Origin of the sequence: Burkholderia latens (genome assembly GCF_902499045.1) — a bacterium.
GTDB classification, from domain to species: domain Bacteria; phylum Pseudomonadota; class Gammaproteobacteria; order Burkholderiales; family Burkholderiaceae; genus Burkholderia; species Burkholderia latens.
Genome location: NZ_CABVPL010000025.1, coordinates 47864 through 61869, shown reverse-complemented (window position 1 = coordinate 61869; position 14006 = coordinate 47864). Strand labels below are relative to the sequence as shown.

The 14006-nt window shown below is 66.6% G+C and carries 15 protein-coding genes and 1 tRNA gene; 10 read left to right on the top strand and 6 right to left on the bottom strand.

Annotated elements, in window-relative coordinates; genetic code table 11:
- Positions 1–39: 39 nt before the first annotated feature.
- The 6 genes from BSE24067_RS18105 to BSE24067_RS18080 all read left to right on the top strand — a co-directional run bounded on the left by BSE24067_RS18105 (position 40) and on the right by BSE24067_RS18080 (position 4790).
- Positions 40–981 (top strand): CysB family HTH-type transcriptional regulator, encoded by a 942-nt coding sequence (locus tag BSE24067_RS18105; protein ID WP_124827311.1) that lies wholly within the window; start codon positions 40–42, stop codon positions 979–981.
- An 88-nt stretch (positions 982–1069) separates the two neighbouring features.
- Positions 1070–2227, top strand: coding sequence for an ABC transporter substrate-binding protein (locus BSE24067_RS18100; RefSeq protein ID WP_151066150.1), 1158 nt, complete (start codon positions 1070–1072; stop codon positions 2225–2227).
- A gap of 101 nt (positions 2228–2328) precedes the next feature.
- A tRNA-Leu gene (locus BSE24067_RS18095) sits at positions 2329–2413 on the top strand.
- An 883-nt stretch (positions 2414–3296) separates the two neighbouring features.
- Entirely contained in the window at positions 3297–3854 is a 558-nt protein-coding gene (locus BSE24067_RS18090; RefSeq protein ID WP_151066124.1) for a hypothetical protein, read from the top strand.
- Positions 3855–3976: 122 nt separating this feature from the next.
- Positions 3977–4375, top strand: a complete 399-nt coding sequence (locus tag BSE24067_RS18085) for a hypothetical protein (RefSeq protein ID WP_151066123.1) — start codon at positions 3977–3979, stop codon at positions 4373–4375.
- Positions 4376–4469: 94 nt separating this feature from the next.
- The gene (locus tag BSE24067_RS18080) at positions 4470–4790 is read left to right on the top strand and encodes a hypothetical protein (RefSeq protein ID WP_174904814.1); all 321 of its coding nucleotides are present in this window, start codon (positions 4470–4472) and stop codon (positions 4788–4790) included.
- Between the two features lie 163 nt (positions 4791–4953).
- Here BSE24067_RS18080 and BSE24067_RS18075 read toward each other — a convergent pair whose 3' ends face one another.
- Positions 4954–5856, bottom strand: coding sequence for a LysR family transcriptional regulator (locus BSE24067_RS18075; RefSeq protein ID WP_151066121.1), 903 nt, complete (start codon positions 5854–5856; stop codon positions 4954–4956).
- A gap of 118 nt (positions 5857–5974) precedes the next feature.
- Between BSE24067_RS18075 and BSE24067_RS18070 the strand changes: the two genes are divergently transcribed.
- A complete protein-coding gene (locus BSE24067_RS18070; RefSeq protein WP_151066120.1) occupies positions 5975–6712 on the top strand; it encodes an SDR family oxidoreductase in 738 nt (245 codons plus the stop codon).
- 306 nt (positions 6713–7018) lie between these two features.
- Here the strand turns inward: BSE24067_RS18070 and BSE24067_RS18065 are convergent, their stop codons facing one another.
- The gene (locus BSE24067_RS18065; protein ID WP_151066119.1) at positions 7019–7909 is read right to left on the bottom strand and encodes an alpha/beta fold hydrolase; all 891 of its coding nucleotides are present in this window, start codon (positions 7907–7909) and stop codon (positions 7019–7021) included.
- A gap of 104 nt (positions 7910–8013) precedes the next feature.
- On the opposite strand from BSE24067_RS18065, the gene BSE24067_RS18060 reads away from it, so the two are divergent.
- Entirely contained in the window at positions 8014–8901 is an 888-nt protein-coding gene (locus BSE24067_RS18060; RefSeq protein ID WP_151066118.1) for a LysR family transcriptional regulator, read from the top strand.
- 134 nt (positions 8902–9035) lie between these two features.
- Here BSE24067_RS18060 and BSE24067_RS18055 read toward each other — a convergent pair whose 3' ends face one another.
- The 3 genes from BSE24067_RS18055 to BSE24067_RS18045 form a co-directional block, all read right to left on the bottom strand.
- Entirely contained in the window at positions 9036–9965 is a 930-nt protein-coding gene (locus BSE24067_RS18055) for a LysR family transcriptional regulator (protein ID WP_151066117.1), read from the bottom strand.
- 176 nt (positions 9966–10141) lie between these two features.
- Positions 10142–10915 (bottom strand): SDR family oxidoreductase, encoded by a 774-nt coding sequence (locus BSE24067_RS18050; protein WP_151066116.1) that lies wholly within the window; start codon positions 10913–10915, stop codon positions 10142–10144.
- Positions 10916–11096: 181 nt separating this feature from the next.
- Complete coding sequence (locus tag BSE24067_RS18045) at positions 11097–11597, bottom strand: DinB family protein (RefSeq protein WP_151066115.1); 501 nt, start codon at positions 11595–11597, stop codon at positions 11097–11099.
- Positions 11598–11882: 285 nt separating this feature from the next.
- Here BSE24067_RS18045 and BSE24067_RS18040 point away from each other — a divergent pair, with 285 nt between their 5' ends.
- Both BSE24067_RS18040 and BSE24067_RS18035 read left to right on the top strand, forming a co-directional pair.
- A complete protein-coding gene (locus BSE24067_RS18040) occupies positions 11883–12599 on the top strand; it encodes a pseudouridine synthase (RefSeq protein WP_151066114.1) in 717 nt (238 codons plus the stop codon).
- A 105-nt stretch (positions 12600–12704) separates the two neighbouring features.
- Positions 12705–12893, top strand: coding sequence for a hypothetical protein (locus BSE24067_RS18035; protein WP_151066113.1), 189 nt, complete (start codon positions 12705–12707; stop codon positions 12891–12893).
- On the opposite strand, the gene BSE24067_RS18030 is transcribed toward BSE24067_RS18035, so the two are convergent.
- Entirely contained in the window at positions 12876–13913 is a 1038-nt protein-coding gene (locus BSE24067_RS18030) for an NAD-dependent epimerase/dehydratase family protein (protein ID WP_174904813.1), read from the bottom strand. The two genes, BSE24067_RS18035 and BSE24067_RS18030, sit on opposite strands and share 18 nt — an antisense overlap.
- Between the last annotated feature and the right edge of the window lie 93 nt (positions 13914–14006).

The following is a 14006-nucleotide window of genomic DNA, read 5'->3' as shown; positions in this document are numbered from 1 at the left end:
ACGACTAAAAAATTCTGTTGATATGCGGAAGGGTTATAAATGAACCTGCACCAATTTCGCTTCGTGCGCGAGGCCGTCCGGCAGAATTTCAACCTCACCGAGGCCGCCAAGGCGCTGTATACGTCGCAGCCGGGGGTGTCGAAGGCGATCATCGAACTCGAGGACGAACTCGGCGTGGAGATCTTCACGCGGCACGGCAAGCGCGTGCGCTCGCTGACCGAGCCGGGCAGGATCATCCTCGCGTCGGTCGAGCGGATCCTGCAGGAGGTCGAAAGCCTGAAAAGGGTCGGAAAAGACTATGCGGCACAGGATCAGGGCAACCTGACGATCGCCGCGACGCACACGCAGGCGCGCTACTCGCTGCCTGCCGCGATCGCCGAGTTCAAGAAGCGCTTTCCGAAGGTGCACCTGTCGATCCTGCAAGGCAGCCCGACGCAGGTCGCCGAGATGGTGATCCACGATCAGGCCGATCTCGCGATCGCGACCGAGGCGATCGCCGACTACAAGGAACTTGTGTCGCTGCCCTGCTTCCAGTGGCATCACGCGGCCGTCGTGCCGGCCGATCACCCGCTGCTCGAGCGCAAGCCGGTCACGCTCGACGATCTCGCGCAGTACCCGCTGATCACGTACGACGACGCGTTCGCCGGCCGCAAGAAGATCAACCACGCGTTCGCGCTGCGCGGGCTGTCGCCGGACATCGTGCTCGAGGCGATCGACGCCGACGTGATCAAGACCTATGTCGAGCTCGGTCTCGGGGTCGGGATCATGGCCGACATCGCGTTCAACCCCGAGCGCGACCGCAGCCTGCGGCTGATTCCGGTCGGCCATCTGTTCGGCAGCAACGTGACGCGCGTCGCGCTCAAGCAGGGCGCCTACCTGCGCAGCTATGTGTATACGCTCGTCGAGCTGCTGTCGCCGACGCTGAACCGCAAGCTGATCGAGCAGGCGCTCAAGGGCGAATCCGAATCGTACGAGCTTTGACGGACAGGTATAAACGCAGGGGCGCACATCGCGCCCCTTTTTGTGGCCCGACGCAGATGGAGATTCCCGCATGACGCTTCCCGCCCCGTTGCGCTTTCCCGCCCTGTTGCGCCGCGCCGCCGGTGCCGCCCTCGTGCTTGCCTGCGCGGCCGCACATGCCGACCTGAAGGTCGGCGTCGACCTGTCGTCGACCGGCCCGGCCGCCGCGATCGGCATCACCAGCAAGAACGCGATCCTGATGTGGCCGAAGACGATCGCCGGGCAGCCGGTGCAGGTGACGGTGCTCGACGACGCGTCCGATCCGGGCACCGCCGTGCGCAACATCCGGAAGCTGGTCGACGAGGACCGCGTCGACGTCGTGGTCGGGCCCAACATCACGCCGGCCGCGCTCGCGGCGCTCGACGCGGTGGCGGCCGCGCAGACGCCGATGATCACGCTGGTCGGGTCGGGCGCGATCGTCGAGCCGCAGGAAGGCGCGCGGACCTGGGCGTTCAAGATGGCGCAGAGCGACCGCGCGATGGCCGACGTGATGACGCGCTACATGGCCAACCACGGCGTGAAGACGGTCGGTTTCATCGGGTTCGCGGACAGCTACGGCGACAGCTGGCTGAACGAGTTCACGCGCTTCGCGCAACTGCGCAAGATCCGCGTGATCGCGACCGAGCGCTTCAACCGCACCGACGCGAGTGTCACGGGCCAGGCGCTGAAGCTGATCGCGGCGAACCCCGACGCGATCCTGATCGCGGGCTCGGGCACGCCGGCCGTGCTGCCGCAGCGCACGCTGATCGAGCGCGGCTACAAGGGCGCGATCTACCAGACGCACGGGATCGCGACGCCGGAATTCATCAAGCTCGGCGGCAAGGACGTCGACGGGACGCTGTTCCCGACCCAGCCGGTCGTCGTCGCGCGCACGCTGCCTGCCGACCATCCGGCGCGCAAGGCCGCGCTCGCGTTCGTCGATGCGTACGAGGCCAAGTATGGCGCCGGTACGGTCACGCAGTTCGCGGGCGATGCGGCGGGCGTGTATCCGCGCCTCGCGGACGCGGTCGGCCGTGCGCTGAAGGCCGCGCAGCCCGGCACGCCGGCCTTCCGGGCTGCGTTGCGGCGCGAACTCGAGCGCGCGCACGAGCTCGTCGTGCCGAACGGCGTCGTCAATACGAGCGACACGGATCACGTGGGGCTCGACCAGCGCGCGAGCGTGATGGGGATCGTCAAGCATGGCCAGTTCGTGTACCTGAGCCAGTAGTACGAGGCCGGTCGCCGGACTGCTTGCCCGGTGCCCCGTTTTCCGCCATAATCCGCGTTTCGCCGCGCACGATCTGCGTCATCGGTTGCGGCCAGGTTCAAGCCCAGGTGGTGAAATTGGTAGACGCAGGGGACTCAAAATCCCCCGCCGCAAGGCGTGCCGGTTCGATTCCGGCCCTGGGCACCAATAGACAAACGCAAGAGCATCCAAGTGACCTTGCGCAGCGCCTTCCGAGGAAGGCGGTAGAAGACCGAAGCGGCGAACACCTTCCGAGCGACACGACGCGCCGAAGAGTGTGCCGGAACAGAGCCCCGTGTCAGCGATGACCGGGGCTTTTTCTTTCGCGCCTCTCCCCGTCGCCGACAGCGGGCCCGGCGGGCCGGCTCTCGTTCGTGTTGGACTACCCCGGTACGTGCCGCGCACCGACTGCCCGAGCGTCGCACCTGCATACTCGCCTGGAAGAATGGACGGGCGGCGTGCAGCAGCGCCGATGAACCGCACCGAGCATACTTCGCATAATTGCAAATATCTATTCCAGATATATAATTGCGCCGCAATATAAAACAATGGATTTATAGCGCCGCAATCGGATACGAACAATTTCGCCGACCGACCACCTCCACCCGGCCCGCAATTACCACAAACACACAACCCGGATGTTTGATGCACCGTATATCTTGTTTTATAGAGCATCCAAATAAAAAATATCAAATATCCGTCAGCGCATCATTTTAAGAATATTCACCACGATCCTGTAGGATTTGTCAGTTGGCCGAATTGATGCCAAGCCATAAACTCAAATCACGCTACTTATTCGGCACGTCACATAGAAACAAATAGAACCGGATACATTTATTTTTCGCATCGGATTCCATTCGAACCCTCTCGAAGGTGGTCGAGGCACCTTTCGGGCAAAGCGATGCACTCTTGCAGAACACTTACATACGAGTTCGCCAGGTCGGCAATTTCCACCCAGCTTGGAGACATTGCGCCATCAACGAAAAAATACCGCCGACCGAGCGAGGCGCAATACCTTCATCACGACACGAAAATCATAGAGGGCCTTAAAATGAGTGAATCGCTTAAAGATGTGACGCCGGAGCAAACCGCCGAACTCGACAAGAAATCCCGGGCGGCCTATGACGCGGCGATCAAGAGCAGGGAAGTGCTGGTCGCCAAGAAGCCCGACCTGAAGGCCGCTTTCGACCAGAGTGTTCAACCGCAATCCCTGTGCGGCTGCGGATGCCAGCAATATATCTGCGGATATTTCGGCTTCGAAGGCTGCGGCTGCGGCTGCGGGCCGCATAACGAAACGGTTTATATCAGTTCATCACTGGCCGTCATTGGGCCGCAACCCAATCAAGGCACTCGGGTGAAGTTCGTCGGGCAAGCGACCGGGACGGGAACGAATATCGACCTTTCCAATATCTACATGCAGGGCACGGTTCCCGACACGGAGAATCTGATCGGCGTTCTGCTTACATTGGAGCTGTCGATTAATGCCGGCGCCGTTTCGATGACCCTATTGGAAGGAACGCGCGTGCTGGCCGTTTTGGTATCGGGACCCTGGGGAAGTATCAACGGCGAGTTCACGGGAGCCGGAACCGGCATGTTCACGCAAGGCTGAAACCCGAAGTACGGCATTACTTCACCGGCGCGCATCACTCCCGATGCCAGCCCGGAGAAATCAGGGCGTCACTTCGGCGGCGCCCTGGTCCGTTCAAATAGACAACCCTCCAGGACACGAAAATGACGGCCATTACGCTCAAATATTCAGCGAATCGTTCACTATATTTGTCCGTCGACAGCAAGGGACGGTTGGCGTTCAGCGACAATCCGTCGATATGGAACACCGACAAACCCGTCACAAGCGACGAATTCGAGAATGTGACGCTGCAGCTGGATTCCCCCGGGAATACCTTCGACAAACGGTATCTCAGCTGCCCTCCCATTCCGGCGTCCGGCAATCCCTTTTTGATGCTTCCGGACGCAAATGACGCCGCGCGGCTTTCTCAGGTTGGCCCGAACATCGACGGATTTCCGGTCATTGTCAACGGCCTGACGAATGCCTTCCTGAATCGCACCGGCGAAAACGATGTCATCGTCGGAAGCGACGGATCGCAGGGTTTCATCGTGACCCCGATTTAGCGATCGGGAAGCGGCGTCTCGTGCCGCCCGCTCAGGCCGCGCGAGCTGCTTCCGCCGATCGCCACTTCGCTTCAAGAAAATTTGCTCGGCACTCTTGTCCAAGGAAAACGCAATGAACAGAGAATCATTCAAGAACGATGCGCGATTCCAGGCACTCGCGTCTCGCGACAGTTCGGCTTCGTTGGCCTTCGTCACGGTCACTGGCGTGAACTTCGTCGACAAGTTCGGCGCAACGTTGACCGACGTATCCGATGGCGTCGCGTATCAAGTGACGAATGCCAGCATCGACGCCGGCATCGTGGCGATTTTATGCGCGGCCCGCACGACGGGCGCGCCCGTCCTGGTCGCATTCAATCAAGTCGGCCCTGCCTACCAGAACCAGCAAAACATCGTTCTCCGCGATCTCGCCTATTGACGCAGCGGGAAACGGAAGCGGGGCGAGCGGCGTCAATGCAATCGACGCCACTCGCTGCCCCGCTTCGGTCCTCCGTCCCGATAATCGAGCCTGGCCAGATCGCGTGGCCTGGTTGTCGCCGAACGCGTCTCCCCGCACGCCCACCGCATTGCGCCACCTCGGCTCAGCCAGTCAATTCACGCACGAAGTCCAGAAACACGCGGACCTTCGCCGAAACGAGATTCGACGCGTGATGGTACGCATACAGCGGGAACGTCTCGTCCGCCCACTCGGGCAACAACTGCACCAACCGCCCGTCGGCCAGCACGTCCTGCGCATAGAGCTCGAGCAGTTGCGCAATGCCGACACCGCCCAGGCACGCGCCGAGCAGCCCGCCCGTATCGTTGACCGTCAGCCTGCCGGTGGCGTCCACCGGCACAACTTCCTTGCCGCGATGAAACTCCCATTGGTACGGTCGTCCCGTCACCGGGTCGCGCATCAGCACGCACCGATGACCGTGCGCAAGATCCCGAGGGTGGCGCGGTTCGCCATGACGCGCGACGTACGCGGCCGATGCGCAGGTCAGCACGCGCGTCTCGACCAGCAGCCGCGCGCGATATGACGACGGCTCCGGGATGCCGAAGCGCACCGCCACGTCGAAGCCGTCCGCGACGAGGTCGCCCATCCGGTCCCGCACGCTGACCTCGACCGACAGATCGGGAAAGCGATCGAGGAACTCCGCCATCCGCGGCGCGAGCACGTAGTGACCGAACGTGCCGTCCACGTTGACCCGCAGCCGCCCCCTCACGCGCGCCTTCGACTGGCCGGCGTCGAGCGCCGCCTCCTCGATGCCGGCCAGCAGCGGCGCGACCGCCTCGTAGAAGCGCCGTCCTTCGTCGGTCAACGTGATCGCGCGCGCCGTCCGGTTGAAGATCCGGATGCCGACCCGCTCTTCCAGCCGCGCGACGGCACGGCTGACCGCCGGTTGAGTCAGCCCCATCGCCTCGCCCGCCCGCGCGAAGGTGCCGGCCTCGATCACCGCGGAAAGCACGCCGATACCGCTGAGCAATCTGCTGTCGAACGCCATAAGACATACTTTCAGTCATTTATTTACTGATCATTATTCATTATTTTTATTCTGCGAGGAAGCCTACAGTAGTCCTGTCGCCGCCTCGAACGGCATTCAACCTCAATAGGAGCAGGACATGAGCACAGCGGAACAGGTCGCCCTCGTCACGGGTTCGTCGCGCGGTATCGGCGCGGAAATCGCGCGCCAACTCGCCCGGGACGGCTTCCGGGTCGTCGTCAACTATGCGGGCAGCGCGGGCCCCGCTCGCGAAGTGGTCGATGCGATCGTCGCCGACGGCGGTCGCGCCGTCGCGGTGCAGGCGAACGTCGCCGACCCGGCGGCCGTCGCCGCGCTGTTCGACGCTGCCCGCGATGCATTCGGCGGCCTCGACGTGGTGGTCAATTCCGCGGGCGTGATGAAGCTGGCGACGATCGCCGGCTGCGACGATGCGCTCTTCGACGAAACGATCGCCATCAACGTGAAAGGCACGTTCAACGTATGCCGCGAAGCGGCAAAGCGAGTGCGCGACGGTGGACGCATCATCAACCTGTCGACCAGCGTGATCGGCATGCGCATGCCGACTTACGGCGTGTACGTCGCAAGCAAGGCGGCGGTCGAAAGCCTCACGCAGGTGCTCGCGCAGGAAATGCGCGGGCGCGGCGTCCGCGTGAACGCCGTTGCGCCGGGACCGGTCGCGACCGAGTTGTTCCTGCAGGGCAAGAGCCCCGAACTGATTGATCGGCTCGCGAAGCTGAACCCGCTCGAGCGGCTCGGCCAGCCCGACGACATCGCGCGCGTCGTCGCATTCCTCGCCGGGCCGGACGGCGCGTGGATCAACGGTCAGATCCTGCGCGCGAACGGCGGCATGTGCTGACGGAGCGCTCGCAGTTGGCGCACCTTGCGGCACGAGATCGGGCGGTGAGCGGCGTCGCCGCGCCCGAACCAGCGGAGCCGGCGCGGTCGTGACGGCGATTGTCGAGCGCGTCGCCGCGCCCGGCCGGCAAGCGCCCGTACCGCGCATTCGTCGCCCCGCCGCAGGACGGCGCCGACGAAGCGTTCCGCGTCGGCAATCGCAGCCGCTGCGAAACGTGCAGGAACACCGGGCGCGCCGGCCTGTTCGCACCGTGCGTCGCCAGTCGTGCAAGGTCGATCGCCGCCACGCGCGGCGCCGGCCGGCGCGTCAACCGCGCTCGCAGAACCGCAGAATCGCGTCCGCGACGACCGAAGGCGCCTCGCGCTGCGGAAAGTGGCCGACGCCGTCGAGCACGGTGCGCACGTAGCGGCCGGTGAAGAACCCCTCGCGTCCGGCGGACGTCTCCGGCCCGTTGCACGCGTCCGCGGCGCCGTGCAACACGAGCGTCGGCACCGACAGCACCGGCGCGGGCGTCAGTTGCGCGTCGTCGTGCGCGTACGCCGCTCCGCCGTCGACGAACCCCCAGCGATAACGGTACGAGTGCAGCACCACGTCGATCCAGTCCGGCCCGTCGAACGCGGCGGCTGCCGCATCGAAGTCGCGTTCGTCGTACCAGCCGGCCGGCGACCATGTATCCCACATCAGGCGCGCGAACGCGCGGCGATCGTCGCGCAGCGCCTGCTCGCCGCGCGGCGTCGCCATATACCAGTGGTACCAGTAGTTGCGCGCCTGCTGCAGCGACAGCGGCTGGGCCGGGTCGTTCGTGCCGTATCCGACCGACAGCATCACCAGATGCGACGCGGCGCCGTCGCGCAACCCGCACGCGTTCGCCACCGCGCGGGCGCCCCAGTCGTGCCCGGCGAGGACCGGCCGCTCGATGCCGAGCGCGTCGACGAACTCGAGCAGGTCGCGGCCGAGCGCCGCGAGGCGGCCGCTGCGCGGCGTCGCCGGATCGCGAAAGCGGGTCGGCGCAAAGCCGCGCAATGCCGGCGCGAGCACACGAAAGCCGTGCAGGCTCAGCATTTGCGCCACCGCTTCCCAGCCGGCCGGGCTGTCGGGCCAGCCGTGCAGCAGCACGGCCACGCGCTCGCCGCGCGGATTCCATTCGAGATAGGCGATGTCGAGCGACGCCGTCGTTACATGTCGATAAGCAGTCATCGTGCCCTCCTGTGTTCAGTCCGGACATCGATGGTAGATCCGCATCTCATCATGATTCGCGGAGTATCATGATCCATTCTTCGAGTATCACGTTGAATAAATCAATGGAACCGCTGACCGATCCTGCGTCGAGCGCGCTCGACATCACGCTGCTGCGCACCTTCCTCGAAGTCGTCGATCGCCACGGCTTCGCGCCGGCCGCCGAACGTCTCGCGCTGACGCCGTCGGCGGTCAGCGGCCACATCAAGCGGCTCGAACAGGCCGCCGGCACGGTGCTGCTCGCGCGCACCACGCGCCGCGTCGCGCTCACGCCGGCCGGCGACACGCTGTATGCGTACGCGCGCAACATCGTCGACATGGAGCGCGAAGTGCGCGCCCGGCTGCGCGGCGCGCCGGCGCACGGCCCGCTGCGCGTCGGCGCGTCGGAGGACTTCGCCGGCACGTGGCTGCCGCAGGTGCTGCGCACGTTCCGCGACAGCCATCCGCGCACGTCGATCGAGCTGAAGGTCGGCATCACCGCGTCGCTGCTGCGCGAGCAATCGCTGGGCCGGCTGGACGTCGTGTTCGGCAAGCAATGCCGGCAGGTCGACACGCCCGGCGAACTGCTGTGGGACGAACCGCTCGTATGGGCGTTCGCGGCGGATACGGCGCTCGACGCCGACGACGGCGTGCCGCTCGCGCTGTTTCCGGAGCCGTGCGTGTATCGGGAAGCCGCGGTGTCCGCGCTCGCGGCCGCGCTGCGGCCGTTTCGGGTTTTGTTCGAAAGCGCGAGCATGGCCGGCTGCGTGTCGGCCGCGCTTGCCGGCTTCGCGGTCACGGCGCTCGCACGCAGCCAGTTGCGCGACGGCCTGCGCGAATGCGCGGTGCACGACGGCCTGCCGGCGCTGCCGGCCGCGCGCTTCTACGCATTCGCGTCGAAACCCGACGGCGCCTGCGCCGCGCTGATCGACGCGGTGCAGCGGACCGGACGCACGCGGCAGTTCGCCGCTTGAGTAGACGCAGCGCGATGGCCGCACGTACTGCGTTACCGAACGTACCGTACATGCCGCCTCGCGCCGACGCCGAGCGATCGGCGTCGCCGGCTGACGAACGGCGAAGGCTTGCCGGCGCGGGCACGACGCCGCTGTCAGTCGCCGCTGCCGGCCGCGCCCGTGTCGTTCAATGCATCCTTCATCAACTCGCCGAACCACTCGACGAACGCATTGAGCCGCCTCGACCGATGCCGCCGATGCGGATAGACAGCCGACACGTCCATCGGCGCGGCGCGATGGCCGGGCATCACCTCGACGAGCGCGCCGCTGTCGAGCAGATGCACGACGTCGAAGCGCGGAATCTGGATCAGCCCCATTCCGGCGATGCAGCTCGCGATATAAGTTTCGGCATTGTTGACGATCACGCGGCTCGGCAGCGTCAGCGCATGCCGGCCGCCGTCCGCGCAGTATTCCCATTCAAGCTCGCGGCCGGTCGTCGGCGACGCATAACCGATCGCCCAGTGTCCGTGCGCGAGCGCATCCGGGCGCTCGGGCACGCCGCATTCGCGCAGATAGCCGGGGCTCGCGCAATTGATCAGCGCGAACTGGCCGAGCGGCCGCACCACGAGGCTGCTGTCCGCGAGCCGCCCGACGCGGATCGCGCAATCGACGCCCTCCTGCACGAGATCGATCGAGCGGTCCGTCGAGCCGAGCGACAGCTGCAGCTTCGGGTAGCGGCAAAACAGCGACGGCAGCGCGGGCGCGATCACGCGACGCGCGATCCGGCTCGGCGCGTCGACGTTCAGCCGCCCGATCACGTCGCGATCGCGGCGCCGGAACAGCCGGTCGAGTTCGTCGGCTTCCGCGAGCAGCCGCCGGCCGCGCTCGAGCAGCAGCGCGCCGTCGGCCGTCAGCTGGACCTGCCGCGTCGTGCGGTGCAGCAGGCGCGTGCCGAGCGCCGACTCGAGCTGCTGGACAGCCGCGGACACGGTTGCGCGCGGCACGTCGAGCGCACCCGCGGCCTTGATGAAGCTGCCCAATTCGGCAACCTGCAGGAAGATTCTGACCTGGTCCAGCTTGTCCATCGGCAGCGGAAAACGTAGGTTCGGACGGCCGTCACCGGCAAGCGCCGCGTGTTGCAGCCCATGCGGGCCGCTGCGGCGACACAAAAGAAACGGGCGCGCGGTCGGGTGTCCGCGCGCCCGTCCATTGTCCATGCAAATGGTCCATTGCGGCGCGCCGCGGCCGCCGGCGCGCCCCGTTACTTGGTCGTATAGCCGCCGTTGATCAGGATCGTCTGGCCGGTGATCCACCAGCCGTCCGTCACCAGATGGCGGATGAACGGCACGACATCCTCGATGTCCGTGAGGCCAGTCTTGCTGAACGGCGACAGCGCGGCCGCCGTCTTGTGATACGCGACCGCGTCGGCGCCTTCGGCCGGATAGAAGAACGGCGTGTCCATCGGGCCCGGGCCGACCGCCGTCACCGAGATCCCGCGCGCGCCGTACTCCTTCGACGCGGCGCGCGTGAAGTGCTCGACCGGCGCCTTCGATCCTTCGTACGCCGCATAAAACGGCGTGAACGCGCCGAGCAGCGACGTCACCAACGTGACGAGCTTGCCGTGATCCTCGAGGTGCCGCCCCGCTTCCTTGATGAAGAAGAACGCCGACTTGCTGTTGACCGCGAACATCTCGTCGTATTCGGCCTCCGAAATTTCGGTAATCGGCTTCTTCAGCACCTTGCCGACGGTGTTGATCGCGATGTCGATCTTGCCGAAGCGCTGCTTCGCGTCGCCGAACAGCTGCTCGACCGCGGCGGCGGTCGTCAGGTCGCCCTGGAACGTCGCGGCTTCGGCGCCGGCGGCACGCACGGCGGCGGCCGTCTCCTCGGCCTGCGCCTGCGACGCCGCGCTGTTGTAGTGAATCGCCACCGCCTTCGCGCCGTGGCCGGCCAGGTCCCGGGCGATCAGGCCGCCGAGATTCTTGGCGCCGCCTGCGATCAGGACGACCTTGTCTGCGAGCGTGTGAGTGGCCACGGTTGACTCCTTTTTGCGTTGAATGGAGCTAGGAGTGTAGGCACGCGCGCCGTGCCGGTCAGCCGGGTGCGGCTGGATGGATTATCCAGAAAAGCGAGCCAATCGGCGGGCAGGAATGGTGGGATGCCGCACCGACGCTCACACCGAAATCCGCGCGGCCCGTGCTCATGGGCCGTGCGGCTCACCGTGCGTGCAGCGCCGCGTCGATCTTGCCGAGCAGCCACTGCATGCCGGCCAGATGCTGCTGGTCGTGGCTGCACAGGTAATGAAGCAGGCCGCGCACGGTGAGCACGCCGTAGCCGTCGAATTCGCCGGTGCGCGCGAACTGCTCCGGCGTCAGGCGCGACACGAGCTCGAGTGTTTCGCGCCGCGCGTCCCGAATGGCCGCGAGCACGTCGGACGCATACGCGGCGTCGTAGCGGCGCTCGAGCGCGAGCGCATCGCCGTCGACCGACACGAGCAGCGGGTGATCCTCGTCGAGCATCCGCCGTAGCCGCACGTGGTAGCCGTCGATCTCGATGTCGCGCACGTGACAGAGCTGCCCGAGCGGCGAGAAGTGCTCGCTCGGAATCCCGCTCCAGTCGTCGGGCGTCCAGCGTGCATAGCCATCGGGCACGGCCGCGAAATGGGCTTCGAGCTGGCGGGGAAAATCGGCGAGTGCGTCGAGCGTCGTCGGGTTCATGCGGCTTGCTCCATGTCGAATGAAAATGTGGCGGCCCTGGCCCGGGCCCGCCGCCGTCGCTGTGTTGCCGTCACTTCACGCTGAAGCCGTACGCGCGTTGCGCGCGACATCCGTCGGCCGCGACGGCCCCCATCTGACCGCATCGACGCCCGCGGCGGGCGCGGTCAGCGGCACGTTGATCCGCTTGCGGTTGGTGTGCCGCGTCGCGCGCGGCGCTTCGGCAGCTTACCAGCGCGGCCGGGTTCGTGCCGATGCCGGCACGCCGCTTGATAGAATGCGCGCGCTATGGATCTCGAAAGCATTCTCTACACGCAGGGCTTCGGCTCGCGCCGCCAGTGCCGCGGCCTGATCGAAACGGGCCGCGTCACCGTCGCGGGCGCACACGCAACCGACCCCGACGCGATCTTCGACACCGACGGCCTCGTGTTCACGGTCGACGGCGTCGCGTGGCCGTTCCACCCGCGTGCGTATCTCGCGCTGAACAAGCCGGCCGGCTACGAATGTTCGCGCGAGCCGCAACACCACGCGAGCGTGTTCAGCCTGCTACCGGCGCCGCTCGTTGCGCGCGGCGTGCAGTGCGTCGGCCGCCTCGACCAGGACACGACCGGGCTGCTGCTGCTGTCCGACGACGGCCAGTTCGTGCACGCGTACACGTCGCCGAAGCGCAAGGTGCCGAAGACGTACGTCGCGACCGTGCGCCACCCGCTCGACGATGCGCAGCTGAACGCGCTGCGCACGGGCGTGCAGCTGCACGGCGAGCCGAAGCCGATCGCGGCGGTCGCCGCCGGCGCGCGCGGCCCGCACACGCTCGTGCTGACCGTTCTCGAAGGCAAATATCATCAAGTGAAACGCATGGTGGCCGCCGCCAGCAACCGCGTCGACGCGCTGCACCGCGAAAGCATCGGCGGCTTCACGCTGCCGGACGATCTCGCGCCCGGCGCGTGGCGCTGGCTCGACGACAGCGAACTTTCCGCGCTGCGCAATCCCGTCGAAACCCTGTAAGGGAAAATCCGCACGATCGTTCGGTGCCCGGCCGCATCGCGGCCGCACGTTCCCCCGCTATACTGAAATCACAAGCTGTACGAGCAGCGATGCAGGGGAGACATCATGAACATCAACCATTCTTTCGAACTGTCGTACGTGATGATCGCGTTCGCGGTCGTGGGCGCCATCCTGATCGGCGCGCTGCTCGCCGCGATGCACATGAAGCACAAATATCATCCGAATCTGATCGGCGCGATGATCGGCGCGCTGTTGTGCTTCCTGCTGATCGAGGCGCTACCGGCGCTGACCTGACGTGCCGCCCGGCGCGAGCGTTTGAAGGAATTCGTCTACGGTCGGGTAGCGCAGCGTCACGCACAATTCGGCCTTGAGCCGCGCATTCGACAGGCGCCGCGACTCGCGCATGAACGACAGCAGCGTCGGCTCGAGCTGGCGCTCAGCGTCCACGCGGCTGATGCGCGGCGGCGGCGGCAGGCCGAACGCCCGCGCGACCCGGTCGAAATACTCTCCCATCCGCAGTTCGCTGTCGTCCGACGCGTGGACGGCGCGCGCCGGTTTGCCGCGCACGGCCGCGCGGCGCAGGATCGCCGCGAGATCGTCCGCGTGAATGTGGTTCGTGTAGACGTCGTCGGCCGCGTCGAGCGCGGGTGTGCCGCGCTCGAGCCGCGCGAGCGGCAGCCGGTTCTCCGCATAGATGCCGGGAATCCGCACGATGCGCGCGGACAGCACGCCGCGCACCGTCGCCGCCCGCAGCTGACGCTCGGCCGACACGCGCCGGAACGCGCGCGGATTCGCGGGGCGCAGCGGCTGCGTTTCGTCGATTCGCGCACCGCCGCAATCGCCGTAAACGCCGGTCGTGCTCGCGTAGACGAGCGTGGGCGCGCGAAAGGCGTCGGGTACAATACGCGCTCGCCGCGCCGGGCCGCCGGCTTGCCGCGTCGCGGCGCGCAGCGTGCGCAGCCGCCCGGCCGCCGCGACGGCCGGTGCGGAAGCGCGCCGTGCGGGCACGGACAATGCGGCGATCAGCGCACGCGTGCGACGGTCGTCGCGGCCCTCGGATTGCGGGGGCGCGAGATGCAGGATCGTGCGGGCGAGCCCGGCGATCCGCCGCAGCGTCGCGCGGCGATCGAGGTTGCCGACGATCGGCGCGGCGCCGGCCGCGCGCAATTCGTCGCGGCGGTCCGCATGGCTCGTCAGCGCGACGATGCGCAGGTCGGGGCGCGCTTCGCGCCATTGCGCGACGCAGCGCAGGCCGACGTCGCCGCAGCCGACGATCAATGCGCGCGGCCGGCGCAGGATTCGAGTCGCGATCATGTTGGTTGCGAAATCAGTTGCCATGTTGCGCGGCGCGCAACGGGCTTGCATTGTAGCCGCCGTGCGTGAGATGCACGGTCCCCACATTTTGTT